The sequence below is a fragment of the Acidovorax sp. 106 genome (assembly GCF_003663825.1).
GTDB lineage: Bacteria > Pseudomonadota > Gammaproteobacteria > Burkholderiales > Burkholderiaceae_C > Acidovorax.
The window spans coordinates 944,825-965,152 of sequence record NZ_RCCC01000001.1; the positions used below are offsets into that span (position 1 = coordinate 944,825).

Annotated in this window: 19 protein-coding genes, 2 pseudogenes and 1 riboswitch; of the genes and pseudogenes, 12 read left to right on the top strand and 9 right to left on the bottom strand. The window is 59.3% G+C overall.

The window, feature by feature from the left end:
- Nucleotides 1–45: 45 nt before the first annotated feature.
- The 4 genes from C8C98_RS21985 to ahcY form a co-directional block, all read right to left on the bottom strand.
- On the bottom strand, nucleotides 46–666 hold the full coding sequence (locus tag C8C98_RS21985; RefSeq protein WP_233574448.1) for a septal ring lytic transglycosylase RlpA family protein: 621 nt from the start codon (nucleotides 664–666) through the stop codon (nucleotides 46–48).
- 50 nt (nucleotides 667–716) lie between these two features.
- Nucleotides 717–1,568, bottom strand: a complete 852-nt coding sequence (gene metF / locus C8C98_RS04195; RefSeq protein ID WP_121453259.1) for a methylenetetrahydrofolate reductase [NAD(P)H] — start codon at nucleotides 1,566–1,568, stop codon at nucleotides 717–719.
- A complete protein-coding gene (locus tag C8C98_RS04200; RefSeq protein ID WP_121453260.1) occupies nucleotides 1,565–2,566 on the bottom strand; it encodes a TlyA family RNA methyltransferase in 1,002 nt (333 codons plus the stop codon). Before C8C98_RS04200 ends, metF begins: the two co-directional genes overlap by 4 nt.
- A 117-nt stretch (nucleotides 2,567–2,683) precedes the next feature.
- Nucleotides 2,684–4,120 (bottom strand): adenosylhomocysteinase, encoded by a 1,437-nt coding sequence (gene ahcY, locus C8C98_RS04205; RefSeq protein ID WP_121453261.1) that lies wholly within the window; start codon nucleotides 4,118–4,120, stop codon nucleotides 2,684–2,686.
- 64 nt (nucleotides 4,121–4,184) lie between these two features.
- A riboswitch (S-adenosyl-L-homocysteine riboswitch) is annotated at nucleotides 4,185–4,265 on the bottom strand.
- Nucleotides 4,266–4,534: 269 nt separating this feature from the next.
- On the opposite strand from ahcY, the gene C8C98_RS04210 reads away from it, so the two are divergent.
- The 11 genes and pseudogenes from C8C98_RS04210 (at nucleotide 4,535) to C8C98_RS04255 (ending at nucleotide 15,180) form a co-directional block, all read left to right on the top strand.
- Nucleotides 4,535–6,163, top strand: a complete 1,629-nt coding sequence (locus tag C8C98_RS04210; RefSeq protein WP_121453262.1) for a peptide chain release factor 3 — start codon at nucleotides 4,535–4,537, stop codon at nucleotides 6,161–6,163.
- Between the two features lie 86 nt (nucleotides 6,164–6,249).
- The gene (locus C8C98_RS04215) at nucleotides 6,250–7,818 is read left to right on the top strand and encodes a hypothetical protein (protein ID WP_121453263.1); all 1,569 of its coding nucleotides are present in this window, start codon (nucleotides 6,250–6,252) and stop codon (nucleotides 7,816–7,818) included.
- Complete coding sequence (locus C8C98_RS04220) at nucleotides 7,815–8,783, top strand: glycosyltransferase family 2 protein (protein WP_121453264.1); 969 nt, start codon at nucleotides 7,815–7,817, stop codon at nucleotides 8,781–8,783. The genes C8C98_RS04215 and C8C98_RS04220 overlap by 4 nt, the downstream gene beginning before the upstream one ends.
- Nucleotides 8,780–9,181, top strand: coding sequence for a GtrA family protein (locus tag C8C98_RS04225; protein ID WP_121453265.1), 402 nt, complete (start codon nucleotides 8,780–8,782; stop codon nucleotides 9,179–9,181). Before C8C98_RS04220 ends, C8C98_RS04225 begins: the two co-directional genes overlap by 4 nt.
- A 41-nt stretch (nucleotides 9,182–9,222) precedes the next feature.
- Complete coding sequence (locus C8C98_RS04230; RefSeq protein WP_121453266.1) at nucleotides 9,223–10,260, top strand: acyltransferase; 1,038 nt, start codon at nucleotides 9,223–9,225, stop codon at nucleotides 10,258–10,260.
- Nucleotides 10,261–10,417: 157 nt separating this feature from the next.
- Complete coding sequence (locus C8C98_RS04235; RefSeq protein ID WP_121456013.1) at nucleotides 10,418–10,765, top strand: EamA family transporter; 348 nt, start codon at nucleotides 10,418–10,420, stop codon at nucleotides 10,763–10,765.
- A gap of 9 nt (nucleotides 10,766–10,774) precedes the next feature.
- Complete coding sequence (locus C8C98_RS04240) at nucleotides 10,775–11,746, top strand: glycosyltransferase family 2 protein (protein ID WP_121453267.1); 972 nt, start codon at nucleotides 10,775–10,777, stop codon at nucleotides 11,744–11,746.
- 9 nt (nucleotides 11,747–11,755) lie between these two features.
- Nucleotides 11,756–13,168, top strand: coding sequence for a hypothetical protein (locus C8C98_RS04245; RefSeq protein ID WP_121453268.1), 1,413 nt, complete (start codon nucleotides 11,756–11,758; stop codon nucleotides 13,166–13,168).
- 151 nt (nucleotides 13,169–13,319) lie between these two features.
- On the top strand, nucleotides 13,320–13,448 hold the full coding sequence (locus C8C98_RS22160) for a hypothetical protein (RefSeq protein ID WP_255423162.1): 129 nt from the start codon (nucleotides 13,320–13,322) through the stop codon (nucleotides 13,446–13,448).
- A gap of 15 nt (nucleotides 13,449–13,463) precedes the next feature.
- Nucleotides 13,464–14,360: pseudogene (locus C8C98_RS04250) on the top strand (acyltransferase family protein); the annotation flags it as partial.
- A pseudogene (locus tag C8C98_RS04255) lies at nucleotides 14,361–15,180 on the top strand (HAD-IIB family hydrolase). It abuts the pseudogene before it with no gap.
- A 31-nt stretch (nucleotides 15,181–15,211) separates the two neighbouring features.
- On the opposite strand, the gene C8C98_RS04260 reads toward C8C98_RS04255, so the two are convergent.
- Nucleotides 15,212–15,595 (bottom strand): hypothetical protein, encoded by a 384-nt coding sequence (locus C8C98_RS04260; RefSeq protein WP_147436325.1) that lies wholly within the window; start codon nucleotides 15,593–15,595, stop codon nucleotides 15,212–15,214.
- Nucleotides 15,596–15,643: 48 nt separating this feature from the next.
- Between C8C98_RS04260 and C8C98_RS04265 the strand changes: the two genes are divergently transcribed.
- Nucleotides 15,644–16,453, top strand: coding sequence for an HAD-IIB family hydrolase (locus C8C98_RS04265; protein ID WP_121453271.1), 810 nt, complete (start codon nucleotides 15,644–15,646; stop codon nucleotides 16,451–16,453).
- Nucleotides 16,454–16,641: 188 nt separating this feature from the next.
- Here C8C98_RS04265 and C8C98_RS04270 read toward each other — a convergent pair whose 3' ends face one another.
- The 4 genes from C8C98_RS04270 to C8C98_RS04285 all read right to left on the bottom strand — a co-directional run bounded on the left by C8C98_RS04270 (nucleotide 16,642) and on the right by C8C98_RS04285 (nucleotide 20,274).
- The gene (locus C8C98_RS04270) at nucleotides 16,642–17,892 is read right to left on the bottom strand and encodes an ROK family transcriptional regulator (protein ID WP_121456014.1); all 1,251 of its coding nucleotides are present in this window, start codon (nucleotides 17,890–17,892) and stop codon (nucleotides 16,642–16,644) included.
- A gap of 141 nt (nucleotides 17,893–18,033) precedes the next feature.
- Nucleotides 18,034–18,486 carry an RbsD/FucU family protein gene (locus tag C8C98_RS04275; RefSeq protein ID WP_121456015.1) on the bottom strand — a complete coding sequence of 151 codons (453 nt, stop codon included), beginning with the start codon at nucleotides 18,484–18,486 and terminating at the stop codon, nucleotides 18,034–18,036.
- A 10-nt stretch (nucleotides 18,487–18,496) separates the two neighbouring features.
- Nucleotides 18,497–19,312 carry an ATP-binding cassette domain-containing protein gene (locus C8C98_RS04280; protein ID WP_121453272.1) on the bottom strand — a complete coding sequence of 272 codons (816 nt, stop codon included), beginning with the start codon at nucleotides 19,310–19,312 and terminating at the stop codon, nucleotides 18,497–18,499.
- Between the two features lie 2 nt (nucleotides 19,313–19,314).
- A complete protein-coding gene (locus C8C98_RS04285) occupies nucleotides 19,315–20,274 on the bottom strand; it encodes an ABC transporter permease (protein ID WP_121453273.1) in 960 nt (319 codons plus the stop codon).
- Nucleotides 20,275–20,328 lie beyond the last annotated feature (54 nt).

Here is a 20,328-nt window from a genome sequence, read left to right on the forward strand (position 1 = left end):
ATGCTCAGGCCCGGCCTTCTGGCGGGCCTGGGAACCTGTTCCAAGCTACTCAGGGCGCTTGGGCGGGCAAGTGTCTTCGCCCGAGCCCAGCGGAAACACATCCACCGGTTTAAGCCCCAAGCCGCCCATGCCCAGCGCCAACGCCGCGCCACGGCTTAAATCCAGCACCCGGTTGGCCACATGGGGGCCGCGGTCGTTGATGCGCACCACCACCCCACGGCCCGTGGCCTGGCTGCGCACGCAGACCAACGTGCCAAACGGCAGCGTGCGGTGGGCGGCCGTCAGGGCATGCATGTCAAAGCGCTCCCCGCTGGCCGTGCGCCGCTTGTGAAAGCCTGGCCCATACCAGGAAGCCAGCCCGGTCTCGCTGGGCTGCACATCGGCGTCGTCCACCTCTTCAGCACCATCTACATCCGCCAGCAAATCAATGGATGAACGCTGTGCCGCGCGCCGCGCGCCCGAGACTGGAGGCGGAGCAGGAGCATCCACCAAAGCGGGGGGACTGGCCTCTGGCGTCGCAGGCACGGCAGGCACACCGGCCGCAACAAGTGCCGCAGGCGCCAGGCCCTGCGCCAGCACATCTGTGGATGCAATCAAGCCGACCCAAAGGGCTGCGCAGCCACCACACCGCCACGCCAGTGCCAGCGCAGCGTGCAGGGATCCCATCGCGCGGCAGTGTGCCTGCGCCCAGAAGGCGCCCTGTCGCAGCGGCACGCCTACAGCTCCAGACGGCGGCAGATTTCCAAAGTCGCAGCGCTTTGGTTCATGGTGTAGAAATGCAAGGCAGGCACGCCAGCACTGCGCAGTTGATCACACAGGTCCGTAACCACGTCCAGGCCAAACGCCTTGATGCTGGCGGTATCGTCGCCAAAGCCTTGCAGGCGCAAGCGAATCCAGCGGGGGATTTCGGCACCACAAGCATCGGAGAAGCGCATCAACTGCGTAGAGCTGGAGATGGGCATGATCCCCGGCACCACAGGGATGTTGGCGCCCAGCTTCTGGGTATCTTCCAAAAACCGGAAGTAGGCATCGCTGTTGTAGAAATACTGGGTGATCGCGGCGTCCGCACCCGCCTGCACCTTGGCCACGTAGGCCTTCAAGTCTGCCTCTGGCGAACGTGCCTGGGGATGCACTTCTGGGTAAGCAGCCACCTCAATGTGGAAGTCGCGCCCCGTTTCTTCACGGATGAAGGTAACCAGATCGCTGGCGTACTGGAACTCTCCGCCCGCACCGTAGCCGCTGGGGAGATCGCCCCGCAAGGCGACCAAGCGGCGAACCCCCATGCCCTTGAGCACAGCCAGTTGCTCACGCACCGACTGGCGGGTGGCGCCGATGCACGAAAAGTGCGATGCGGCGCTCACGCCCTCGGCGAGGATTTCACGCACCGTGGTGAACGTGCCCTCCTGCGTGGATCCCCCAGCGCCGTAGGTCACGGAGCAAAACTCGGGGTGCAGCGCATACAGCCGCTGGCGCACAGCGCGCAGCTTTTCGGCCCCTTCGGGCGTTTTCGGGGGGAAAAACTCCAGGCTCACCGGGAATCCGGTGGCTTCCGTCTTGGCAGCGTTCATGCCGTCCTCCTTGCATCCACAAAAAATTCCCGGTTGCCGTCGCCGCCTTGGATGGGGCTTTCCAGCCATGCAAGCACCTGCAGGCCCAGCTCTGCACAGCAATCTCGGATGCGCTTTTCGACAACGGCATACAACGCCTCGTCACGCACAATGCCACCTTTGCCGACTTGGCCAGGCTGCAATTCAAACTGCGGCTTGACCAGCATGAGCAAACGGCCCTGCGGCGCCACCAGTGGCACCAAGGCAGGCAGCACCAAGGTCAGCGAGATGAACGACAGGTCACCCGTTACCAGGTCGAACACGGGCGTGACCTGCACATCCTCTCGCCCCTCTCGGCGCTGGCGCACCACGGGCAAGGTGCCCTCAGCCCGCGCGCGGGCCTTGGCGGCTCGCTCGGCCTTGAAGGTCTCTACGTCTTGCTCTTTGGCGTCGTCGCTGTCGTCGTACTCTTCATCGATCAAGCCGCCATTGCGCATCCAGCTGTAGGGGGCCACCGGCTGGGTGTCGTTGTCTTCATGGTCTTGCACCAGCTCTTCGGACAAGGCCGCCTCGCAGCCTTCCAGCAGCGACTCGGCCGTCATCGCCCGGGCGTTGAGCCCTTCCACGCCCACCACGCGCACATCGCCCCGCAGGCGATCGTGCAACTGCCCATGGCCCACGTCCACGCCCACCACCTGGGTCGCACCGTGCTGCAGCAGGCAATCCGTGAACCCCCCGGTGCTCTGCCCCACATCCAGGCAGCGCAGCCCTTGGACGGCCAGGCCCGTGGCCTGCAAAGCGCCTTCGAGCTTGAGCCCGCCACGCGAGATGTATTTGGCCTCGGCATCGTCCAGCAGCCGCACCTCGGCCACCGACGGAATGTCATCCCCGTTCTTGGCCACTTTGTTCCAGGGCGACAGGGGCGTCAGACGCCACTCCACTCCCGAAGCGATCAAGCGCTGCGCTTGCGAGCGCGTGGCCGCATGGCCGCCTTCCACCAAAAATACGTCTGCGCGCATGCGTTCTCTCTCGTCATTCGACGAACATTCAAATCAATTCAAATAAAAACAGGCGCTAGCGCTTATCCAATAAGCGCTAGCAGCTCCTAAATCAGGAGCAAACACCGCACCTAGCCATCAATAGCGGTAGGTGTCAGGCTTGTAAGGGCCTTGCTTAGGCACGCCGATGTAGGCCGCTTGCTCGTCCGTCAGTTCAGACAGCATGGCGCCCACCTTCTTCAGGTGCAGGCGAGCCACCTTTTCGTCCAGGTGCTTGGGCAGCACATAGACCTTGCCGTTTTCATAGAAGTCGCTGTGCGTGAAGAGTTCAATCTGCGCAATCGTCTGGTTGGCAAAGCTCGACGACATCACAAAGCTGGGGTGGCCCGTGCCGCAGCCCAGGTTCACCAGACGGCCCTTGGCCAGCAAGATGATGCGCTTGCCGTCGGCAAAAATCACATGGTCCACCTGGGGCTTGATCTCTTCCCACTGGCAGTGCTCTTCGAGCTTGGCGACCTGGATTTCGTTGTCGAAGTGGCCGATGTTGCAGACGATGGCCTGGTCCTTCATGGCCTTCATGTGGTCGAACGTGATCACGTCACGGTTGCCCGTCGTGGTCACGAAGATGTCGGCCTTGTCGGCGGCATATTCCATGGTCACGACCTTGTAGCCTTCCATGGCGGCTTGCAGGGCGTTGATGGGGTCGATCTCAGTCACCCACACTTGGGCGCTCAAGGCACGCAGCGCCTGGGCCGAGCCCTTGCCCACGTCGCCGTAGCCCGCCACCACAGCCACCTTGCCAGCGATCATCACGTCCGTGGCGCGCTTGATGCCGTCCACCAGCGATTCACGGCAGCCGTACAGGTTGTCGAACTTGCTCTTGGTCACCGAGTCGTTCACGTTGATGGCGCGGAACATCAGGCTGCCCTTGGCCGACATCTCCTTCAAGCGGTGCACACCCGTGGTGGTCTCTTCGGTCACACCGATGATCTGGGCGCTCTTGCGGCTGTACCAGGTGGCATCCACCGCCAGCTTGGCCTTGATGGCGGCAAACAAGATGCGCTCTTCTTCGCTGCCAGGGTTGTCCAGTACCTTCTGGTCCTTTTCAGCCTGCTTGCCCAGGTGCATCAGCAGCGTGGCGTCGCCGCCGTCGTCCAGAATCAGGTTGGGGCCTTCGCCCTCTGTGCCGGCAGCGCCAAAGTCAAAAATGCGGTGGGTGTAGTCCCAGTAGTCGACCAGCGTCTCGCCCTTCACGGCAAACACGGGAGTGCCAGCAGCGGCGATGGCAGCAGCAGCATGGTCTTGCGTGGAGAAAATATTGCAAGAGGCCCAGCGCACTTCGGCACCCAGGGCTTGCAGCGTCTCGATCAGCACAGCGGTCTGGATCGTCATGTGCAACGAGCCCGTGATGCGCGCGCCCTTGAGCGACTGTTTGGGTGCGAATTCCTCGCGGATGGCCATCAGGCCGGGCATCTCGGTTTCGGCGATGCGGATTTCCTTGCGGCCCCATTCAGCTAGGCCGATGTCGGCAATGATGCAGTCAGTGTTGACCGGGGCGTTGATGCGTGCGTTCATGGTGTGCTCCAAAGCATGTTTGAAAAGCCACTTGACGGGGAAAGATGCAACTCACCACACGAAAAGTGGATGAGCGTCGTTGCTTGATGACTCCGAGCCTCACGCCCCGCCTGTGCTGGGGGACGCTGCAACGCTCCTCGGATGGGCGAATTATAGGAGCAAGACCTCAAACCGGCACTGCTTGTGACGGGTAACTATCCGAACACAAATCGAGGAGACGGCCAAGGTACGATTCAGCCTGCAGCGCCTGCGCAGACCATGCACACCAGGTAGCCACCTGCGCAGCCGCAGTTTCACGCATAGGTAAAATCATTGTTAACTGCGCTGTTCTTCAGCGCAACGACAGACCTTTGCACAGTCTGATCTGGCAATGCTGCAACCTGCAGCGCTTGCCCTCCCATTCCAGGAACTTCCGTGTCCCACGCCCCAGAAACCCGGCGCCGCCGTACCTTTGCCATCATCTCCCACCCTGACGCGGGTAAGACCACGCTGACGGAAAAGCTGCTGCTGTTCTCGGGAGCCATCCAAATCGCCGGCGCCGTGAAGGGCCGCAAGGCCAGCCGCCACGCCACCTCCGACTGGATGGAGATTGAAAAGCAGCGCGGCATCTCGGTCGCATCGTCGGTGATGCAGATGGCCTACCGCGACCATGTGGTCAACTTGCTCGACACCCCCGGCCACAAGGACTTCTCCGAGGACACCTACCGCGTGCTCACGGCCGTGGACTCGGCCCTGATGGTGATCGACGCCGCCAACGGTGTGGAAGCGCAGACCCGCCGCCTGATCGAGGTTTGCCGCCAACGTGACACGCCCATCATCACCTTCGTGAACAAGATGGACCGCGAAGTGCGCGACCCGCTGGACATCATGGACGAAGTCGAGCGCGAGCTGGGCATGCCCTGCTGCCCCATGACTTGGCCTGTGGGCCAAGGCAAGGCCTTCGGCGGCATCATCAACCTGCGCACCAAGACCATGACCGTGTTCGAGTCGGGCAGTGAGCGCCGCCCGCAGGACTTTGAGGCCATCCCTTTGTCAGACGAAACCACGCTGCGCGCGCGCTTCGGCACCGAGTTCGATGCGGCGCTCGAAAGCATGGAACTGGCCGTGGGCGCATCGCCAGCCTGGGACCACGAAGCCTTCCTGGCGGGCAAGCTGACCCCCGTGTTCTTTGGCTCCGGTGTGAACAACTTCGGGGTGATGGAGGTGCTTGATGCCCTGGTGGATATGGCCCCGCCCCCCGGCCCCCGCATCAGCACGCTCGAAGTCAACAAGCAGCCGGTGGTCAAAACCATCCAGCCCGAGGACGAAGGCTTCTCCGGCGTCGTGTTCAAGGTGCAGGCCAACATGGACGCCAACCACCGCGACCGCATCGCCTTTGTGCGCGTGGCCTCGGGCAAGTACACCCCTGGCATGAAGCTCAAGGTGCAGCGCACCGCCAAAGAACTGCGCCCCACCAGCGTAGTCACCTTCATGAGCCAGCGCCGTGAAGCGGTGGAAGAAGCCTACGCGGGCGACATCATCGGCTTCACCACGCACGGCGGCGTGCAGCTGGGCGACACCATCACTGACGGCGCCAACCTGCAGTTCACCGGCCTGCCCTTCTTCGCGCCCGAAATGTTCATGACCGTGGTGCTCAAAAACCCGCTGCGCACTAAGCAACTGCAACAAGGCCTGGCCCAGCTGGGCGAAGAAGGCGCCATTCAAGTCTTCAAACCCGACGCGGGCGGCAACATGCTGCTGGGCGCCGTGGGCCAACTGCAGTTTGAAGTGGTGCAACACCGCCTGAAGGCCGAGTACGACGCCGACGTGCGCCTGGAAGGCTGCCAGTACACGGGCGCCCGCTGGATCACCGCAAATACCGCCGCTGAACTGCGCGAGTTTGAAAACGCCTACCCCCTGCGTATGGCGCACGACGCGGCGGACACGCTGGCCTATCTGTGCACATCACCATACGACGTGCGGTTGGCGCAGGAGCGGTTTCCGAAGATTCACTTTCATCCGCTGCGGGAGCATGCGGGGTTGGCTTTGCAGGTCAATGCATAACCACCCCGCCCTGCAAAGAATGCCTCGACTCGGTAGCGTGAAAACAAACAAAGCCGAAAAACACATAAATCAAATCTATTTAAAAAATGCCAATTTCACGGATTGCCGCATTAGTTCAAAAACACAAGCAGGGAATTTTTTACTTCACCATGGCTCTATTGCTCGTCATAGGGGCCTCGCTGCGCTTTTACGAACTGGGCGCATTTAGCTTCTGGGACGATGAGCTTTTTTCGGTAAGCGCAGTCACCCGGTCAGGCCCATGGAATGGGCCTCTGCTTCCAGAGCGAAGCATGGCGCACCTGCAAATTACCGACAGTTTCTGGACATGGAAACTTGCAGACCCCCATCCACCTCTGTATGAAGTGCTGCTCGTGCCATGGATCCACCTGTGGGGCACATCGGAATTCGCTGTTCGCAGCTTGAGTGCCGTCTTGGGTATCGTCACAATGCTGTCGGTCTTCGCGCTGCCACATACCATCACACGGCCTACACGCATCGTATACATGCTGCTTTTGGCCACCTCGGGTTGCCTTATTATCTACAGCCAAGATGCACGCAACTATGCACTTTCAGCCTGCTTAACTGCCTGGATGTTCGCCCGACTCATCAAGCAAATAGAAACCGCTCCGCATACCCTCGCCCAAGGGAGGCCAACCGTAACACTCCTCACGCTCGGCGGGTTACTTGCATTAAATCACTATTACGGCTTGGTTTTCGTACTCAGCGTTGCAGCATTTACTGCTGTCCCCACGTTGCAAGCACGCAGTATTTCTGCACTGACACGCGTTTCTACGCGATGGTCTTTGGCACTGCTTCCCGCCCTTGCTTACATCGCACTGGGGTGGATTGGCATCATGACAAAGCTAAATGCAGCTCCGCCGGATGCGCTGTCGCTAGCAATGACATTCAAACGCAACTTTACTGCATTCATCCGTAATTTTAGCCCAGGGCATATAGGAATGGTTCATTTTTGGATCGCACTGCTACTCCTCATTGCCTGCTACCTCGCCTATCGAAAAATGCGCAAAGAAAATCACCCTTTGCAGCTAATTACAGGATACGTTCTGGGAATTAGCACCCTTTTCTTTATTGTGCAAATCATTGGCACCCGCCGCGCAGAGTTCGTGCACGAACGATACATGATATTCATTATCCCGGGATGCCTTTTACTGACTGCAATTTTTACACAAACTTCAAACTGGATTAAGAATATTAGCCTATTTTCAATTCCATTCATTGCAATTGGCGGCCTACTGGTATGGAACGCATCCCCAAAACCACAGGGCTGGGGTGAGTGGAAGGGAGCATCCGAAGCAGTCGCCAAGGCATATCAAGCCGGCGACATTATTATCATGCCAATTAGCCATCAACCGATACTGCAAGCCTACTTTCAACATTACTTGAAAGAACACATCCCACTGAGTGAACTAGAAAAAAACACGTGGGATGCCTTCGATATCGCACCACTTGTAAACCATTTAAAGCAGACCACCGATCAAAAACAGCATCTCATATTCTTCAGTCATTCTGCCTTCGAACCTCAAATGAAAGCCGCACTTAGCACACTACAGGCAGACATAGGCTGCACCTCCAAGGAAACTCGAAGCTACGGAACGTTGCGCGTCACTGAGATTTCCTGCAAAGAATCCCAATGAAAAAACTCATATCCATCGTTGTCCCCGCTTATAACGAAGAATTGGTTCTGCCGATTTTTCATTCACGCATTGATAGCATCATAAAGCCGATCGAAAAATACGATTGGGAAATCGTATTTGTGAACGATGGGAGCCGCGACTCGACTCAAAACATCATTGATAATATACAGAGCTGTGATCAGCGCATCAGCAGCGTCAACCTATCACGCAACTTTGGCAAAGAGATCGCCATGACCGCAGGTTTGGAGCATGCCCGAGGTGACGCCATCATAGTAATTGACGCAGATTTGCAAGACCCCCCAGAACTGATTGTTGATTTTATTTCCGCCTGGGAAAATGGTTTTGACATCGCTTACGCAAGGCGCACTCACCGTGACGGTGAAACTTGGCTAAAAAAATATACAGCGGCGCAGTTTTATAAACTGATGGGAAAGATATCAAATATCCATATCCCGGCAGACACCGGCGACTACCGAATCATGAGTCGTAGAACTGTAGATGCCATCCTGCAGTTGCGAGAGCACCATCGATTTATGAAAGGCATTTTTTCCTGGGTCGGCTATCCATCAAAAGCAATTGACTACCGACGTGAAGCCCGTGCCGCAGGAGAAACAAAATTCAACTATTGGAAATTATGGAATTTCGCGATAGAAGGAATCACCTCATTCACTATCTTACCCCTCAAAATTGCAACCTACCTTGGAGTACTAGTTTCACTTCTGGCTTTTTGCGCTGGCATATGGACAGTATTAAAAACCATTGCATGGGGCGAGCCGGTGGCAGGATACCCGACATTGATAGTAACAATGCTATTCCTAGGCGGCATACAACTTCTTTTCATCGGAATACTAGGCGAATATATCGGAAGAATATTTAATGAAACAAAAAATAGACCGTTGTATTTCGTACAATCCTACACGCCAGCAAATATAATAAAAAAATTATCAGAAATCGACAAAAGATGAGTCAAACGCGTCAGTTTTTGTTTTTCGCCATAACGGGAACTATCGGATTTGTTGTAGACAGCACCGTACTTTATGCAATGGCGGACTACCTTGGATGGTACGGCGCTAGATGCGCCTCATTTTTAACAGCTGCATCTGCGACATGGGCGATCAATCGAAAAATAACATTTCAAGAAAAAGACATAAAACAGTCTTTAGCTCATGAATACCTCAAATACATTGCATCCATGCTTGGTGGAGCTGCAGTAAATTTTTCCATCTACATCCTCACAATAAACACCACTCAATCCACATCAGCCCCACTGATTGGCGTTGCAGCTGGTTCGCTTGGAGGTCTATTTTTCAACTTTGTAGCCGCAAAACACATCGTTTTCAAAAAAACAAAGAAATCCGAATAGATTACAAATCATCGATTAAATTTAAAATCACAATCTTTTTTATGAACTACAAAAATACTCAGCCAATTTCAGCAATGAAAAATGAGTATTCATTAAATAACTTTGACTGCATCCGCATCGCTGCAGCTCTGGCTGTAATGGTCAGCCATCACTACGCACTCACAGCTCAAGTAGAACCCTCTTTTCTGGGGCTTCATAGCTGGGGAGGTGCAGCGGTCATCGTTTTTTTCGTCATCAGCGGCTACTTGGTGACGTCAAGCTGGTACAACGACCCCAACGCTCTACGGTTCGCCCAACGGCGAATCCTTCGCATATGGCCTGCACTCACTGTCGTGGTAGTTGTGACGGCCTATGGCCTGGGCGCTTGGGTCACTAGCCTGCCACTAATGGAGTACTGGAAGCACAGGGCCACGCTCGACTATTTGCTGAATCTCAAGCTGAATGTGCATTACGTACTGCCAGGCGTCTTTGAAAGCAACCCCTACCCCAGGGGTGTCAATGGATCCCTCTGGACCATCCCCCTGGAAGTGCGTTGCTATGTTGTGATGGCACTTGCAGGATTGCTGGGCTTATTAAAGTTCCGAAATATCTGGCTGCTGCTGATAACAGCCTACATGTTTTGGCTCATGGCAAAAGGCAATGCAGATGTCACTGGCAAAGTGAACTATGGCAGGGAACTCGGGGCCTTCTTCCTTGCGGGGTCTGCGCTCTATCTGCTGCAACCCCGATGGGAACGTTCCCCGTTGATTTGGATATTAGCCTCCTTGGCAGGTGCGGCAGCTCTCTGGATCGGAGGATGGCGCTACGCCGCATTACTACTAGCATTACCCCTGCTTGTGCTCTACGTCGGCACCCGTTCGACCCCAGTGATCAGGCGCATTGGTCGCTGGGGGGACCCTTCGTACGGCATCTACCTCATTGCATTCCCCGCTCAACAGGCTGTGCTCCACTTTTTCTGGCCTGAACTGGGTTTCACAGGCACCCTGGCAATGGCGACAGCAATCACAGTAGCACTGGCCTATGCATCCTGGCACGGCGTTGAAAAAATCGCACTGAGACTGAAGCCCCGCAGACAGTGAACACTGTCAGGCTGTATGCTTGATGTCCATCGCCTCCATAACGGGCGCTCTAGCAGCGAGTGACCCACACCGGGCTCTATCAAGCCCTTGAAGTTTGATGACAGACTGCCTGGACAATCGGATGGTTGGATCAGAGTCCCCCCAGAACCGAAAAACCATGTCCAAACTACTCGTTATGTGTACGCTGCTTTGCGTGCTGGCCGTAAGCATCGGGCAGTTACTGTTCAAAAAGGCGGCACAAGCCATGCCCCAAACTTTGGAACTGCACACGCTTTTGCACAACCGCTGGCTATTGGCATCACTGCTTTTGTATGCCTTGACCACGCTAGCCTGGGTGTGGATTTTGCGCAGTGCGCCACTTCAATTGGCCTACCCCTTCATGGGGCTGGCTTTTCTGATTGTTCCAACGTTGGCATGGCTATTCCTTGGTGAGCCGCTCCATTGGCGCACCCTTGCAGGCGGTGCGCTCATCATGGCGGGCGTAATTTTGGCCTCGTGGAGTTAAGGAAATCGAATGCGCATTGCCGTCGCCATTCCCTGCTACAAAGTGACCCAACACGTGTTGCAGGTCATACAAAACATCGGCAATGAAGTTGAAGCCATCTATGCAGTAGACGACGCCTGCCCCGAAGGCAGTGGTCAATGGATCGAGAAGAACTGTATGACCCCCCGCGTGCGCGTCCTTTACCACCCAGAGAATCGTGGAGTAGGCGGTGCCGTGGTGACGGCCTACAAAGCAGCTATCGCAGATGGCATGGATATCGTGGTGAAAATCGATGGAGACGGGCAGATGAACCCTGCACTCATCCCGTATTTCATCCGCCCCCTGCTGCGCAACGAAGCCGACTACACCAAAGGCAATCGCTTCTTCCGCCCAGAATCTGTGCAAGGCATGCCCCCTGTTCGGTTGTTCGGCAATGCGGTGCTGTCCTTCATGACCAAGCTCAGCTGCGGTTACTGGAACATCATGGACCCGACCAACGGTTACACGGCGGCGCGCACTTGTGTGCTGGCAGAGTTGCCGCTGGACAAGTTGGAGAAGCGCTATTTTTTTGAAACCGACATGCTGTTTCGGCTCAACACGCTGCGCGCCGTTGTCAAAGACATTCCGATGGACTCGGTCTATGCAGACGAGGAGTCCAATCTCAAGATCGGCAAGGTGCTGCCGGAGTTTTTGAGAAAGCACGCGTCGCGCTTGTGGAGGCGTTATGTGTACAACTACCTCGTGCGGGACTTCAATGTGGGCACGCTCTACAGCCTCTTTGGTTCTTTACTGGTAGTCGTTGGCTCAGCCTTTGGTGCGATGCACTGGCTCGATAGCGCGCGCTCCAACCACCCGGCTACCAGCGGCACCGTCATGTTGGCAGCGCTGCCCATTCTGGTGGGCATTCAATTCCTGATTGCCTTCTTGCACTATGACGTGAGCAACCTGCCTGTGGAGCCGCTAAGCGACTCACTCGCTGCACCGCAACCCGACGAGTCTTGATAGGTCGCCGTGAAATCATTGGCTCCCAACGCCCCTTCTGGCCACAGCAACCACCGCAGCCTCATGCGGTTTTTGGCATTGCTGGCACTACTGCTCAGCGCCTACGCCATCTGGTTGTTGACCTTCTGGCCTGGGGTGTTGGGTGAAGACAGCGTAGCCATCCTGCTGGAAGTCCAGAACCCCGAGGCTTTCCGCTCGGGCAAGACGGTTGTCTGGTATTACTTTGTCAAACTGCTGTACGGCACCACCGGGCATGTGGAGGCACCGATCGCCGCGGCACTGGTGCTGTGCGCAGTGATGTTCGCCCGCATGCAGGCTTGGTACTGGGACCAAGGCTTTTATAAAACCTTGCTGTTCGCGCTGCTGACCATCGCACTGGCGCCCCACATGATTTACTTCATGGGCACGCTGTACCCTGACGGCCTGTTTGCGGTGGCATCGGCTGCCTTGCTGTTTGAGGTGTGGCTGTGCGTGCAGCGCCGATCAGCGTCTGCAGCGTCTTTGCTTGTGATTGCCATCGCGCTGCCGTTTGCTGCGTTTGCTCGGCCCAATGGGCTGGTGTTTCTGGCGCCCCTGGTGCTCGCCAGCCTGTGGCTGGATGCACGTGGCCGCCTGCGGGTGCTGCTCATCACCGCAGCTTGGTCGGCTGTGGTCTTTGGCGGCAATCAACTGCACAAATCCACCACGCAAGAGACGCAGTTTCCGCTAGCGGCTTTTGAGACGGCGGGCTTTTTGCAAAAGCGGGCGATGAACGAACTCTGGGCCCTTTACCCCCACATGAACGACCCCTGGGTGCTGCAAAAACCCAAGGTGTCTCCCGCAACCATTGAGGCCCTGAGCCACCGAGGCCCGCTGGAGAAAATCCAGCAGTACCGTGACCCTGCCTATTGGGACATGCTGGTCTTCCACCCGAACGGCCCGCAAATCGGTGCGCTGTCAGACGCAGACAAGCAAACAGTGGTGAAGGAGTTCTGGACCTACAACCTTTGGCAGAACCTGCCTGACTTCATCGGCAGCCGGGTCAATGTGTTTTTGGCAGCGGCCTTGGCGCAGGGCGGATTCCCTGCGCTGTCTTACTCGACCAATGTGCTGCCCCGAATAGCGTCTTCGTCAGAATACAGAGCATGGGGGTGGACAACGCTGGAGCGCTGGTTGCAACGCATCCATGCCAAAAGCTACGCATGGCGTTGGGTGCTGTGGACACCCTGGGTGGGTTTTGCATTGCTTTTCTGGGCCATGGCCCGGGGAGCACTGCACAGGGACAAGGCAATGCTGCTGATTGCCGTGCCGATGTTGGTTCAACTGGGGGGCGTTTTCATCTTTTCGATCGCGGGTGAATACCGCTACCTGCTGCCCTTCTTCACCCTGCCACTCGCGCTACTGCCTGCCATGGCCAAGAGACGCTCCACCCTCCAACCCTGAGCCCTGCTACATCTGCAGTGCAGCACCTGGTTCCGACGGGGCCGCCAAGAGTGTGCCGCCACACGATGAAGCAAGCACACGTCGACGCTCTCGCCGCACACCAGACGATCACCCTCTAGCGCAACATCGCGCCCCCCTCTGCGTGACCTTCATGAAGCACAAACTTAACTGGATTCAAGCCCTGCGCGGCTTCGCTGCACTGATGGTGCTGTTTTTTCACATGCGCCCCCACTGGGAGCTGACGCCAACACTCGCCGCATTCAGCGGCATCACACAATGAGGCTTTGCTGGGGTAGACATATTTTTTGCATTGAGTGGCTTTGTGGTGTATCGGTCTGCACGCCACGCCGTGCCCGCGCAGGGTATTTTGCTGTTCGTCAAAAGACGCCTATTGCGCATCTACCTGGGCTATTGGCCTGTCCTGCTGCTGGTCGCTTTAACCACGGTATTTGTGTACCACGGCGAACTGCCAACTCTGAAAAAGATGGTGTTCAGCACGCTACTGCTGTACCCCAACATATGGGACAACTGGCTACCACCCGCGTGGTCTTTGACAATGGAAATTTACTTCTACCTGTGGATAGCTGCCGTCGCGCTGCTGCCCCAGCGATACCAAGTGAAGGCGATTGTCTGTGGCATCACACTATTGGCGGCCTGGGGCATTGGCTGGCTGGTGGCTGACCGCGCGGCCGTATTCGCAGGTCAGCAGCCGCTTCGCTACACGCTCACGGGATTGGGCCTAGAGTTTCTCGCGGGCGCCCTGGTTGGGCATGTTTACGATAACAAATCACAGCCGTTTCGCAGACCGTACGTCGCAATAGCGGTGTGCCTGGGACTCATGGCTGCAGGTGTCGCTCTCGGAATGACATCCCCCTACTTTGATCGCATCGAGGTCATGCGGGCGGGCAGCTTTGGGGTCATGGGCGTTGCAGCACTGGTGGCAGCACTTGCGCTGGAGCAAACACGCCATGCACCACCCACTTGGCTCGTGACGCTGGGGGATGCATCGTTTAGCCTCTATTTGCTGCACACCTTTTTGCTCGATCTCAGCGGCAAAGTGCGCATGAGTCTTGGAATCGCCTCCCCAGAGGCATTGCTGGCGTTTTTGCTAGCACTCCCGGTGGTCATCGCCATGGTCAGCAAACTTTGGTACGTCACGGTCGAAAAGCCCATCATGAAAGCAGCACTTTGAATGAAAGACTTTGCCCAGCGCGCGCCATCGACGTTGCAGAACATCCACGGCCTCTTCACCGACATCGATGACACCCTCACCACCGACGGTGACATCACCCCAAACGCCCTGCAAGCGCTGGCGGACCTGAAGGTGGCTGGGCTGAGCGTAGTGGCGATCACCGGCCGGCCGGTGGGGTGGCGTGAGCCGTTTGCGGTGCAGTGGCCGGTCGATGCGATCGTGGCGGGAAATGGGGCTGTGGCTTTGCGGCTGGCGGCTGCGGAGGGTTTGAATGAAATTGGCCTCTAGCACTTATCAAATAAGCGCTGGAAGCTATCAAAATCATACCAACAGCCCCTTGCGGTGCGGCAGCACAACTACGCGCGCATGTAGCAGGTGCTGGCGCAGATCGAGGCCGAGGTGCCTAGTGCGCGCCGGACCACGGACTCGGCGGGGCGGGAGACGGACATTGCCATTGACCACAGCGAGTTCACGCAGCTGCCGCAGGATGCCATCGACCATGCCGTAAGCATCATGCAAGCAGCGGGCATGAATGCCGCGGATGAGCAGCATCCACATCAATGGCTCGTTTGGTGACCACAACAAGCTCGAAGGCGCGCTCTGGATCGTGCGCGAGCTGTGGGCGCGGAACCTGGATGCAGAGATGGACCGCTGGGTCTATGGGGACGAATCGACCAATGACCAGCTGATGGTCCAGCACTTTGCGCACAGTGTGGGCGTGGCCAACGTGGAGCGGTTTGTGCCGCAATTGCAGCACCTGCCGCGCTATATGCCCAGGGTGAACGAGCATGTGGGGTTAGCGTTGCAAAACGCAGGCTGAGCCGCTTTGCGTGGGGACTCAGAACAGATTTTCACGGCCGGTATTCCCACCCGTGAGGATTGGTGTCCTTTTGCATGCACAGCGCCAGCCCTAACTCCGTGACCGACCCGCTGAAGCACACGAAGATCGCCTGGTGGGCGCCCCACTCACGCTGGCAGTGGCGCCGGAAGCTGGCCTTCAGGCGGCCCTGGCGGTGCTCTTCGGCCAGGGCCAGCACGGACGGGTTGCTGGCTTCGGCCTTGAACTCCATGACGAAGTCGCGCCACTGTGGCACCAGGCCCTGCAGCTTGTCCGCCGCACGCTGGCAGACGGCTGCGGAATCAACGGGCGCCTGCGCCAGGGCGGGGGCCACAGCACAGCCCCCAACACCCATCAAGAAGATCACGGCCCAACGCTGCATGACAACGACCTCCACGACAATCGCACTCTTTGGCGCAAAAGCCTCAGCATAACGACAACCCGCATGCAAGCCCTGAACCTTTGGCCCCAAGACGCCCGCCGCAACATCGTGGGCGTTTTCACCGACATCGACGATACCCTGACCACCGAGGGCGCCATCACGCCCGACGCACTGCAGGCACTGGCCGACCTGAAGGCTGCGGGCCTGATGGTCATCCCCATCACCGGGCGGCCGATTGGCTGGTGCGAACCCTTCATGGCCGGGCCTGCCGGTTCCACCTGGCCGGTGGATGCCATGGTGGCGGAAAACGGGGCCGTGGCATTCACCCGGGGCACCGACCCGCAACCAGCGCTGGTCAAGCGCTACCAGCAAGACGCCGCCACGCGCAGCGCCCACCAGGCGCGCATGCGCGAAATTGCCGCCCAGGTGGCAGCGGAAGTGCCCGGCGTGGCCCTGAGCCGCGACAGCGCTGGGCGCGAAACCGACCTGGCCTTTGACTACGCCGAGTTCGACCAGCACACCCCCGAGACCGTGCAGCAGGTGCTGACCCTGCTGCAGCGCGAAGGCATGCAGACCACAGTGAGCAGCATCCACATCCACGGCTGCTTTGGCGATTTCAACAAATGGCAGGGCGCCAACTGGATCGTGCGCGAACTGCTGGGCCGCAATCTGGCGCAGGAGCTGGACCGCTGGGTGTTTGTGGGCGACTCAGGCAACGACCAGGCGATGTTCCAGCACTTCACCCACAGCGTGGGCGTGGCCAACATTGCGCGCTTTGTGCCGCAGCTCACACACCTGCCGCGCTATGTGGCCCAGGGCGAACGCGGCGCAGGGTTTGCCGAAGTGGCGCGGGAGATTCTGGCGGGCCGGTGAGGTAGCGGGCGCACGCAGTGAAAGCATTCCGGGCGCGAAAGCCCCGAGCGCTGCTGTTTATTTTGAATGGAAACAGGCCCTAGCGCTTTATGGACAAGCGCTGACAGCTATTAATTCAATAGCAAACTTGCACTGCACTGCACTGCACTGCACTGCACTGCACCGCGACGCTGCCGCGCGCCAAAGCATCAGGCCTTGAGAAAAATCTCGTGGTCTGGCGCAAAGCAGGTGTGCAGTGGCAGCAGCGCACCGCCCAAGGCGCGGGCGTCTGAGCCGATGCTGCCCAGCTCCAGCCGGGGCGGCTGGTGCAGGCCTTCCCAGTTGTAGTCGGCCAGCGACTGGCGCACGCCTTCGCACAGGGCCTGCAGCAGCTCGGGGGCGGCGGCGCCGTCCAGAACGACGGCATCCAGGTCCAGAAAGGCCGCGCCCGAGACCACGCAATGCGCCAGTGCCCGCGCGGCATGGGCGATCCAGGCGCGGCTGTGTTCCAGCCACGGTGCCTGCAGCACGCGCTTGTCGTAGGCGGCCATGGGGTCTAGCCCGTGTTCGCGAAAGCGCTGCTCCAGCTCCCACAGCGAGGCCTGGCTGATGAGCTGCGCGGGCGCCTGGCCCGGTTGCGCGGGGGCCAGCGGCAGCGAGGCTACCGCACCCGCGTTGCCGTGCAGGCCCCGATGCAGGTGCGAATTGATGACCAGCCCGCCGCCCACAAAGGTGTCCATGAACAGGTACAAAAAGCTCGGGATGTCGCGCCCGCGCCCCTGCAGCAGCTCAGCCACGCACGCGGCCGAAGTGTCTTTGGCAAAGCTCACGGGTAAGTCGGTCATCTGCTGCACCTGCTCGCCCAGGTCGATGTTGTTCCAGGCTTCAGACTGCGCCTCGGTCAGCCCCAGCATGCGGTGCCAGCCGCCGAGCTGAAAAGGTGCCGCCACGCCTACGCCCACCACGCGCGAGCGCAACGGGCCCAGGCCGTCGAGCAACTGGTTCAGGTGCGTGCGGATGGCGGGCAGCAGCACGTCGATGTCAGGGAAGGCGTAGTCCAGCACCACGCGCTCGCGCACATGGCCGGTGAAGTCCACCAGCAGCCAGTCGGCGCTGCGCCGGCCAATCTTGATGCCGATGGCAAAGGCGCCGTCGGGGTTCAGGCCGATGGGGACAGAGGGCTGGCCCACGCGGCCGCGCACCGGGGCCTCGCGGCGCAGTAATTGGTCTTCATCCAGCCGAGCGGTGATAAGGCCAATGGTCTGTGCAGTGAGCCCCGTCACCCGCGCCATCTCTGCCTTGGCCAGGCTGCCGTGGGTGCGCAGGGCCTGCAGCACCACGCGCTCGTTGAACTGGCGCAGCCCTACGTGGTTGGAGCCGCGCTGGCGCAGCAGGGCCGGGCCGTTGCTCAGAGGTTCGCCCACGTCTGCGGGGGGTGGAGATGGGTCAGTTTCCAGCATGGCGGGCGGAAGGTTCATACCAAGTGGCCTTCGAAAATACAAAACCGTTCACGCTGAGCCTGTCGAAGCGCCGCACAGCCTAAGCCCTGGCTTCGACAAGCTCAGCCCGAACGGTTCCCGGTTGATTGAACACGAGCCTGATCAATCCCGCAGAGTGTCGCCGATGACGCCCTTGCGCAGCAGGAAGTTGCCCCAGGGCTGCAGCTCGCCCGTCACAACGATGGCATAGGCCTTTTTTACGCGCTCGTAGAAGGCAAAGCGCTCCACGCCTTCAGCCTGCGCGCTGCTCACGCCCTCACGTGCCAGCACGGCCAGAGTCTCGCGCTGCAGGGCCGAGCGGTACGGCGCCTCGGTGCCACCCACCTGCATGTAGGCCACAGGGTGGAACACGTCCTGCGCGAGGGGCAGCACACTGGCCACCGCTTGAACGGCACGTGCCATGCCGATGCCCGGCAGGCGCAGCACGGGCTTGCCAGCACCCAGGCTCATGGCGGTGAAGTTGGCGTCGGCCAGCACGATGGCGTCATCGTGGCCCATCTCAGCAAGCACCTTGAGCAGGTCGGGGGTCAGCAAGGGGTCGATGTTTTTGAGCATGGCAGCGTCTTCAAGCAAGGCATTCAGCAGGCAAATCAGACGCAGCCATGGCCCCGGTCATCACGGCCACGGTGTCGCTCATGCTGATCTTTTTGGGGTTGACCACGGCGGCGCGCTTGCCCAGGCGGGCAATGTGGATGCGGTCGGCAATCTCGAACACATGGGGCATGTTGTGGCTGATGAGGATCACGGGCAGGCCCTTGTCGCGCACGCGGCGGATCAGCTCCAGCACCATGTTGCCTTCCTTCACGCCGAGGGCGGCGGTGGGCTCGTCCATGATGACGACATGGCGCGCAAACGCTGCAGCCCGGGCCACAGCCACGCACTGGCGCTGACCGCCCGAGAGGGTTTCCACCGCCTGTGTCATGGAGCGGATGCCCACCTTCAGCTCGGCCATGCGGGCCACGCTTTCTTCGAGCATCTTCTTCTTGTCGAGCATGCGCAGTGCGCTGCCCAGCAAGCCGGGGCGCAGCAGTTCGCGGCCCAGAAAAAGGTTCTCGGCAATCGTCATGGCCGGGGCCACGGCCAGGTCCTGGTACACGGTCTCGATGCCTGCCTTGCGGGCGTCGATGGGGCTTTTGAACTGGATGCGCTGACCGTCAAGCAGGATCTCGCCTTCATCGGGCACGGTGGCACCGGACAGCGCCTTGATGAGGCTGGACTTGCCCGCGCCGTTGTCGCCGATCACGGCCAGGATTTCGCCAGCGCGCAGTTCAAAGTCAGCGCCATCGAGCGCGGTGACCTGCCCATAGCGCTTGACCAGGCCCTTGGCCTGCATGACCAGCGGGGCGTTCGCTGCTTGAGTCGTCTGTGTGGAGGTGCTCATGGTCAACGCACTCCTTTGCGCGAGATTTGGTCGGTGGCCACGGCCAGGATCACGAGGATGCCGGTGACCAAAATCTGGTAGACGGACGACACACCCATCAGTGTGAGCCCGTTGCGGAAGACGCCCACGATGAGCGCCCCCACCAGCGTGCCCAATATGACGCCGCGCCCGCCAAAGAGGCTGGTGCCGCCCAGCACCACGGCGCTAATGGCGTCGAGGTTTTCTGTCTGCCCGGCATTGGGGTCACCCGCGCCGGTGCGCGCCACCGACAGCAACGCGGCAATGCCGTAGAACACCCCGGCCAGCATGTACACGCCCAGCAGCACCTTGTCGGTGGCAATGCCGGTGAGGCGCGTGGCCTCGGGGTTGTTGCCCACGGCGTAGATGTGGCGGCCAGGAGCCGTCTCGCGCAAAAAGAACCACATGGACAGGTACAGCGCCAGCATCAGCACCGCGCCCCACACCACGGCGGTGCCACCGAGCTGGAAGGTGTTGCCCAGGAAGGTCATGCCCGCAGGGATGTCGGTGATGGTTTGCGCGCCCGAATACAGCTGCGTGGCGGCAAAGGCGATGTTGAGTGTGCCCAGCGTCACGATGAACGGGGGCAGCTTGACCTTGGTGACCAAGAGGCCGTTGACCATGCCAAACAGCGTGGTCACCGCCATGCCGCAGGCAATGGCCACGGGGGCTGAGAGGCCGTAGTCCGACGCCACCTTGGTCATCACAATGCCGCCCAGCGCCATGACCATGCCGCACGACAAGTCGATGCCTGCGGTGAGGATGACCAGCGTCTGGCCGATGGCGATCACGCCCACCACCATCACCTGCTGCAAGATGAGCGCAAAGTTCTGCGCCGACAAAAACCGGTCGCTTTGCAATGCAAAAAAGCCGCAGGCCAGCAGCAGCGCAATGAAAGGCCCGAGCGTGGCCAACGGCGGGAGCTTGGAGGCAGTGGTGTTCATGGCTTGGAAAGAGGTCGGTCAGTCAGCGCGCCGGGCATCAGCCCGGCGCAACGC

Excerpts from the sequence above, each read along its gene's own strand:
- C8C98_RS04200 (WP_121453260.1), bottom strand. The coding sequence starts at position 2,566 with ATGCGCGCAGACGTATTTTTGGTGGAAGGCGGCCATGCGGCCACGCGC.
- ahcY (WP_121453261.1), bottom strand. The coding sequence starts at position 4,120 with ATGAACGCACGCATCAACGCCCCGGTCAACACTGACTGCATCATTGCC.
- C8C98_RS04240 (WP_121453267.1), top strand. The coding sequence starts at position 10,775 with ATGCGCATTGCCGTCGCCATTCCCTGCTACAAAGTGACCCAACACGTG.
- C8C98_RS04215 (WP_121453263.1), top strand. The coding sequence starts at position 6,250 with ATGCCAATTTCACGGATTGCCGCATTAGTTCAAAAACACAAGCAGGGA.
- C8C98_RS04275 (WP_121456015.1), bottom strand. The coding sequence starts at position 18,486 with ATGCTCAAAAACATCGACCCCTTGCTGACCCCCGACCTGCTCAAGGTG.
- C8C98_RS04265 (WP_121453271.1), top strand. The coding sequence starts at position 15,644 with ATGCAAGCCCTGAACCTTTGGCCCCAAGACGCCCGCCGCAACATCGTG.
- C8C98_RS04285 (WP_121453273.1), bottom strand. The coding sequence starts at position 20,274 with ATGAACACCACTGCCTCCAAGCTCCCGCCGTTGGCCACGCTCGGGCCT.
- metF (WP_121453259.1), bottom strand. The coding sequence starts at position 1,568 with ATGAACGCTGCCAAGACGGAAGCCACCGGATTCCCGGTGAGCCTGGAG.
- C8C98_RS04220 (WP_121453264.1), top strand. The coding sequence starts at position 7,815 with ATGAAAAAACTCATATCCATCGTTGTCCCCGCTTATAACGAAGAATTG.
- C8C98_RS22160 (WP_255423162.1), top strand. The coding sequence starts at position 13,320 with ATGAAGCACAAACTTAACTGGATTCAAGCCCTGCGCGGCTTCGCTGCA.
- C8C98_RS04230 (WP_121453266.1), top strand. The coding sequence starts at position 9,223 with ATGAACTACAAAAATACTCAGCCAATTTCAGCAATGAAAAATGAGTAT.
- C8C98_RS04270 (WP_121456014.1), bottom strand. The coding sequence starts at position 17,892 with ATGCTGGAAACTGACCCATCTCCACCCCCCGCAGACGTGGGCGAACCT.
- C8C98_RS04225 (WP_121453265.1), top strand. The coding sequence starts at position 8,780 with ATGAGTCAAACGCGTCAGTTTTTGTTTTTCGCCATAACGGGAACTATC.
- C8C98_RS04280 (WP_121453272.1), bottom strand. The coding sequence starts at position 19,312 with ATGAGCACCTCCACACAGACGACTCAAGCAGCGAACGCCCCGCTGGTC.
- C8C98_RS04235 (WP_121456013.1), top strand. The coding sequence starts at position 10,418 with ATGTCCAAACTACTCGTTATGTGTACGCTGCTTTGCGTGCTGGCCGTA.
- C8C98_RS21985 (WP_233574448.1), bottom strand. The coding sequence starts at position 666 with ATGGGATCCCTGCACGCTGCGCTGGCACTGGCGTGGCGGTGTGGTGGC.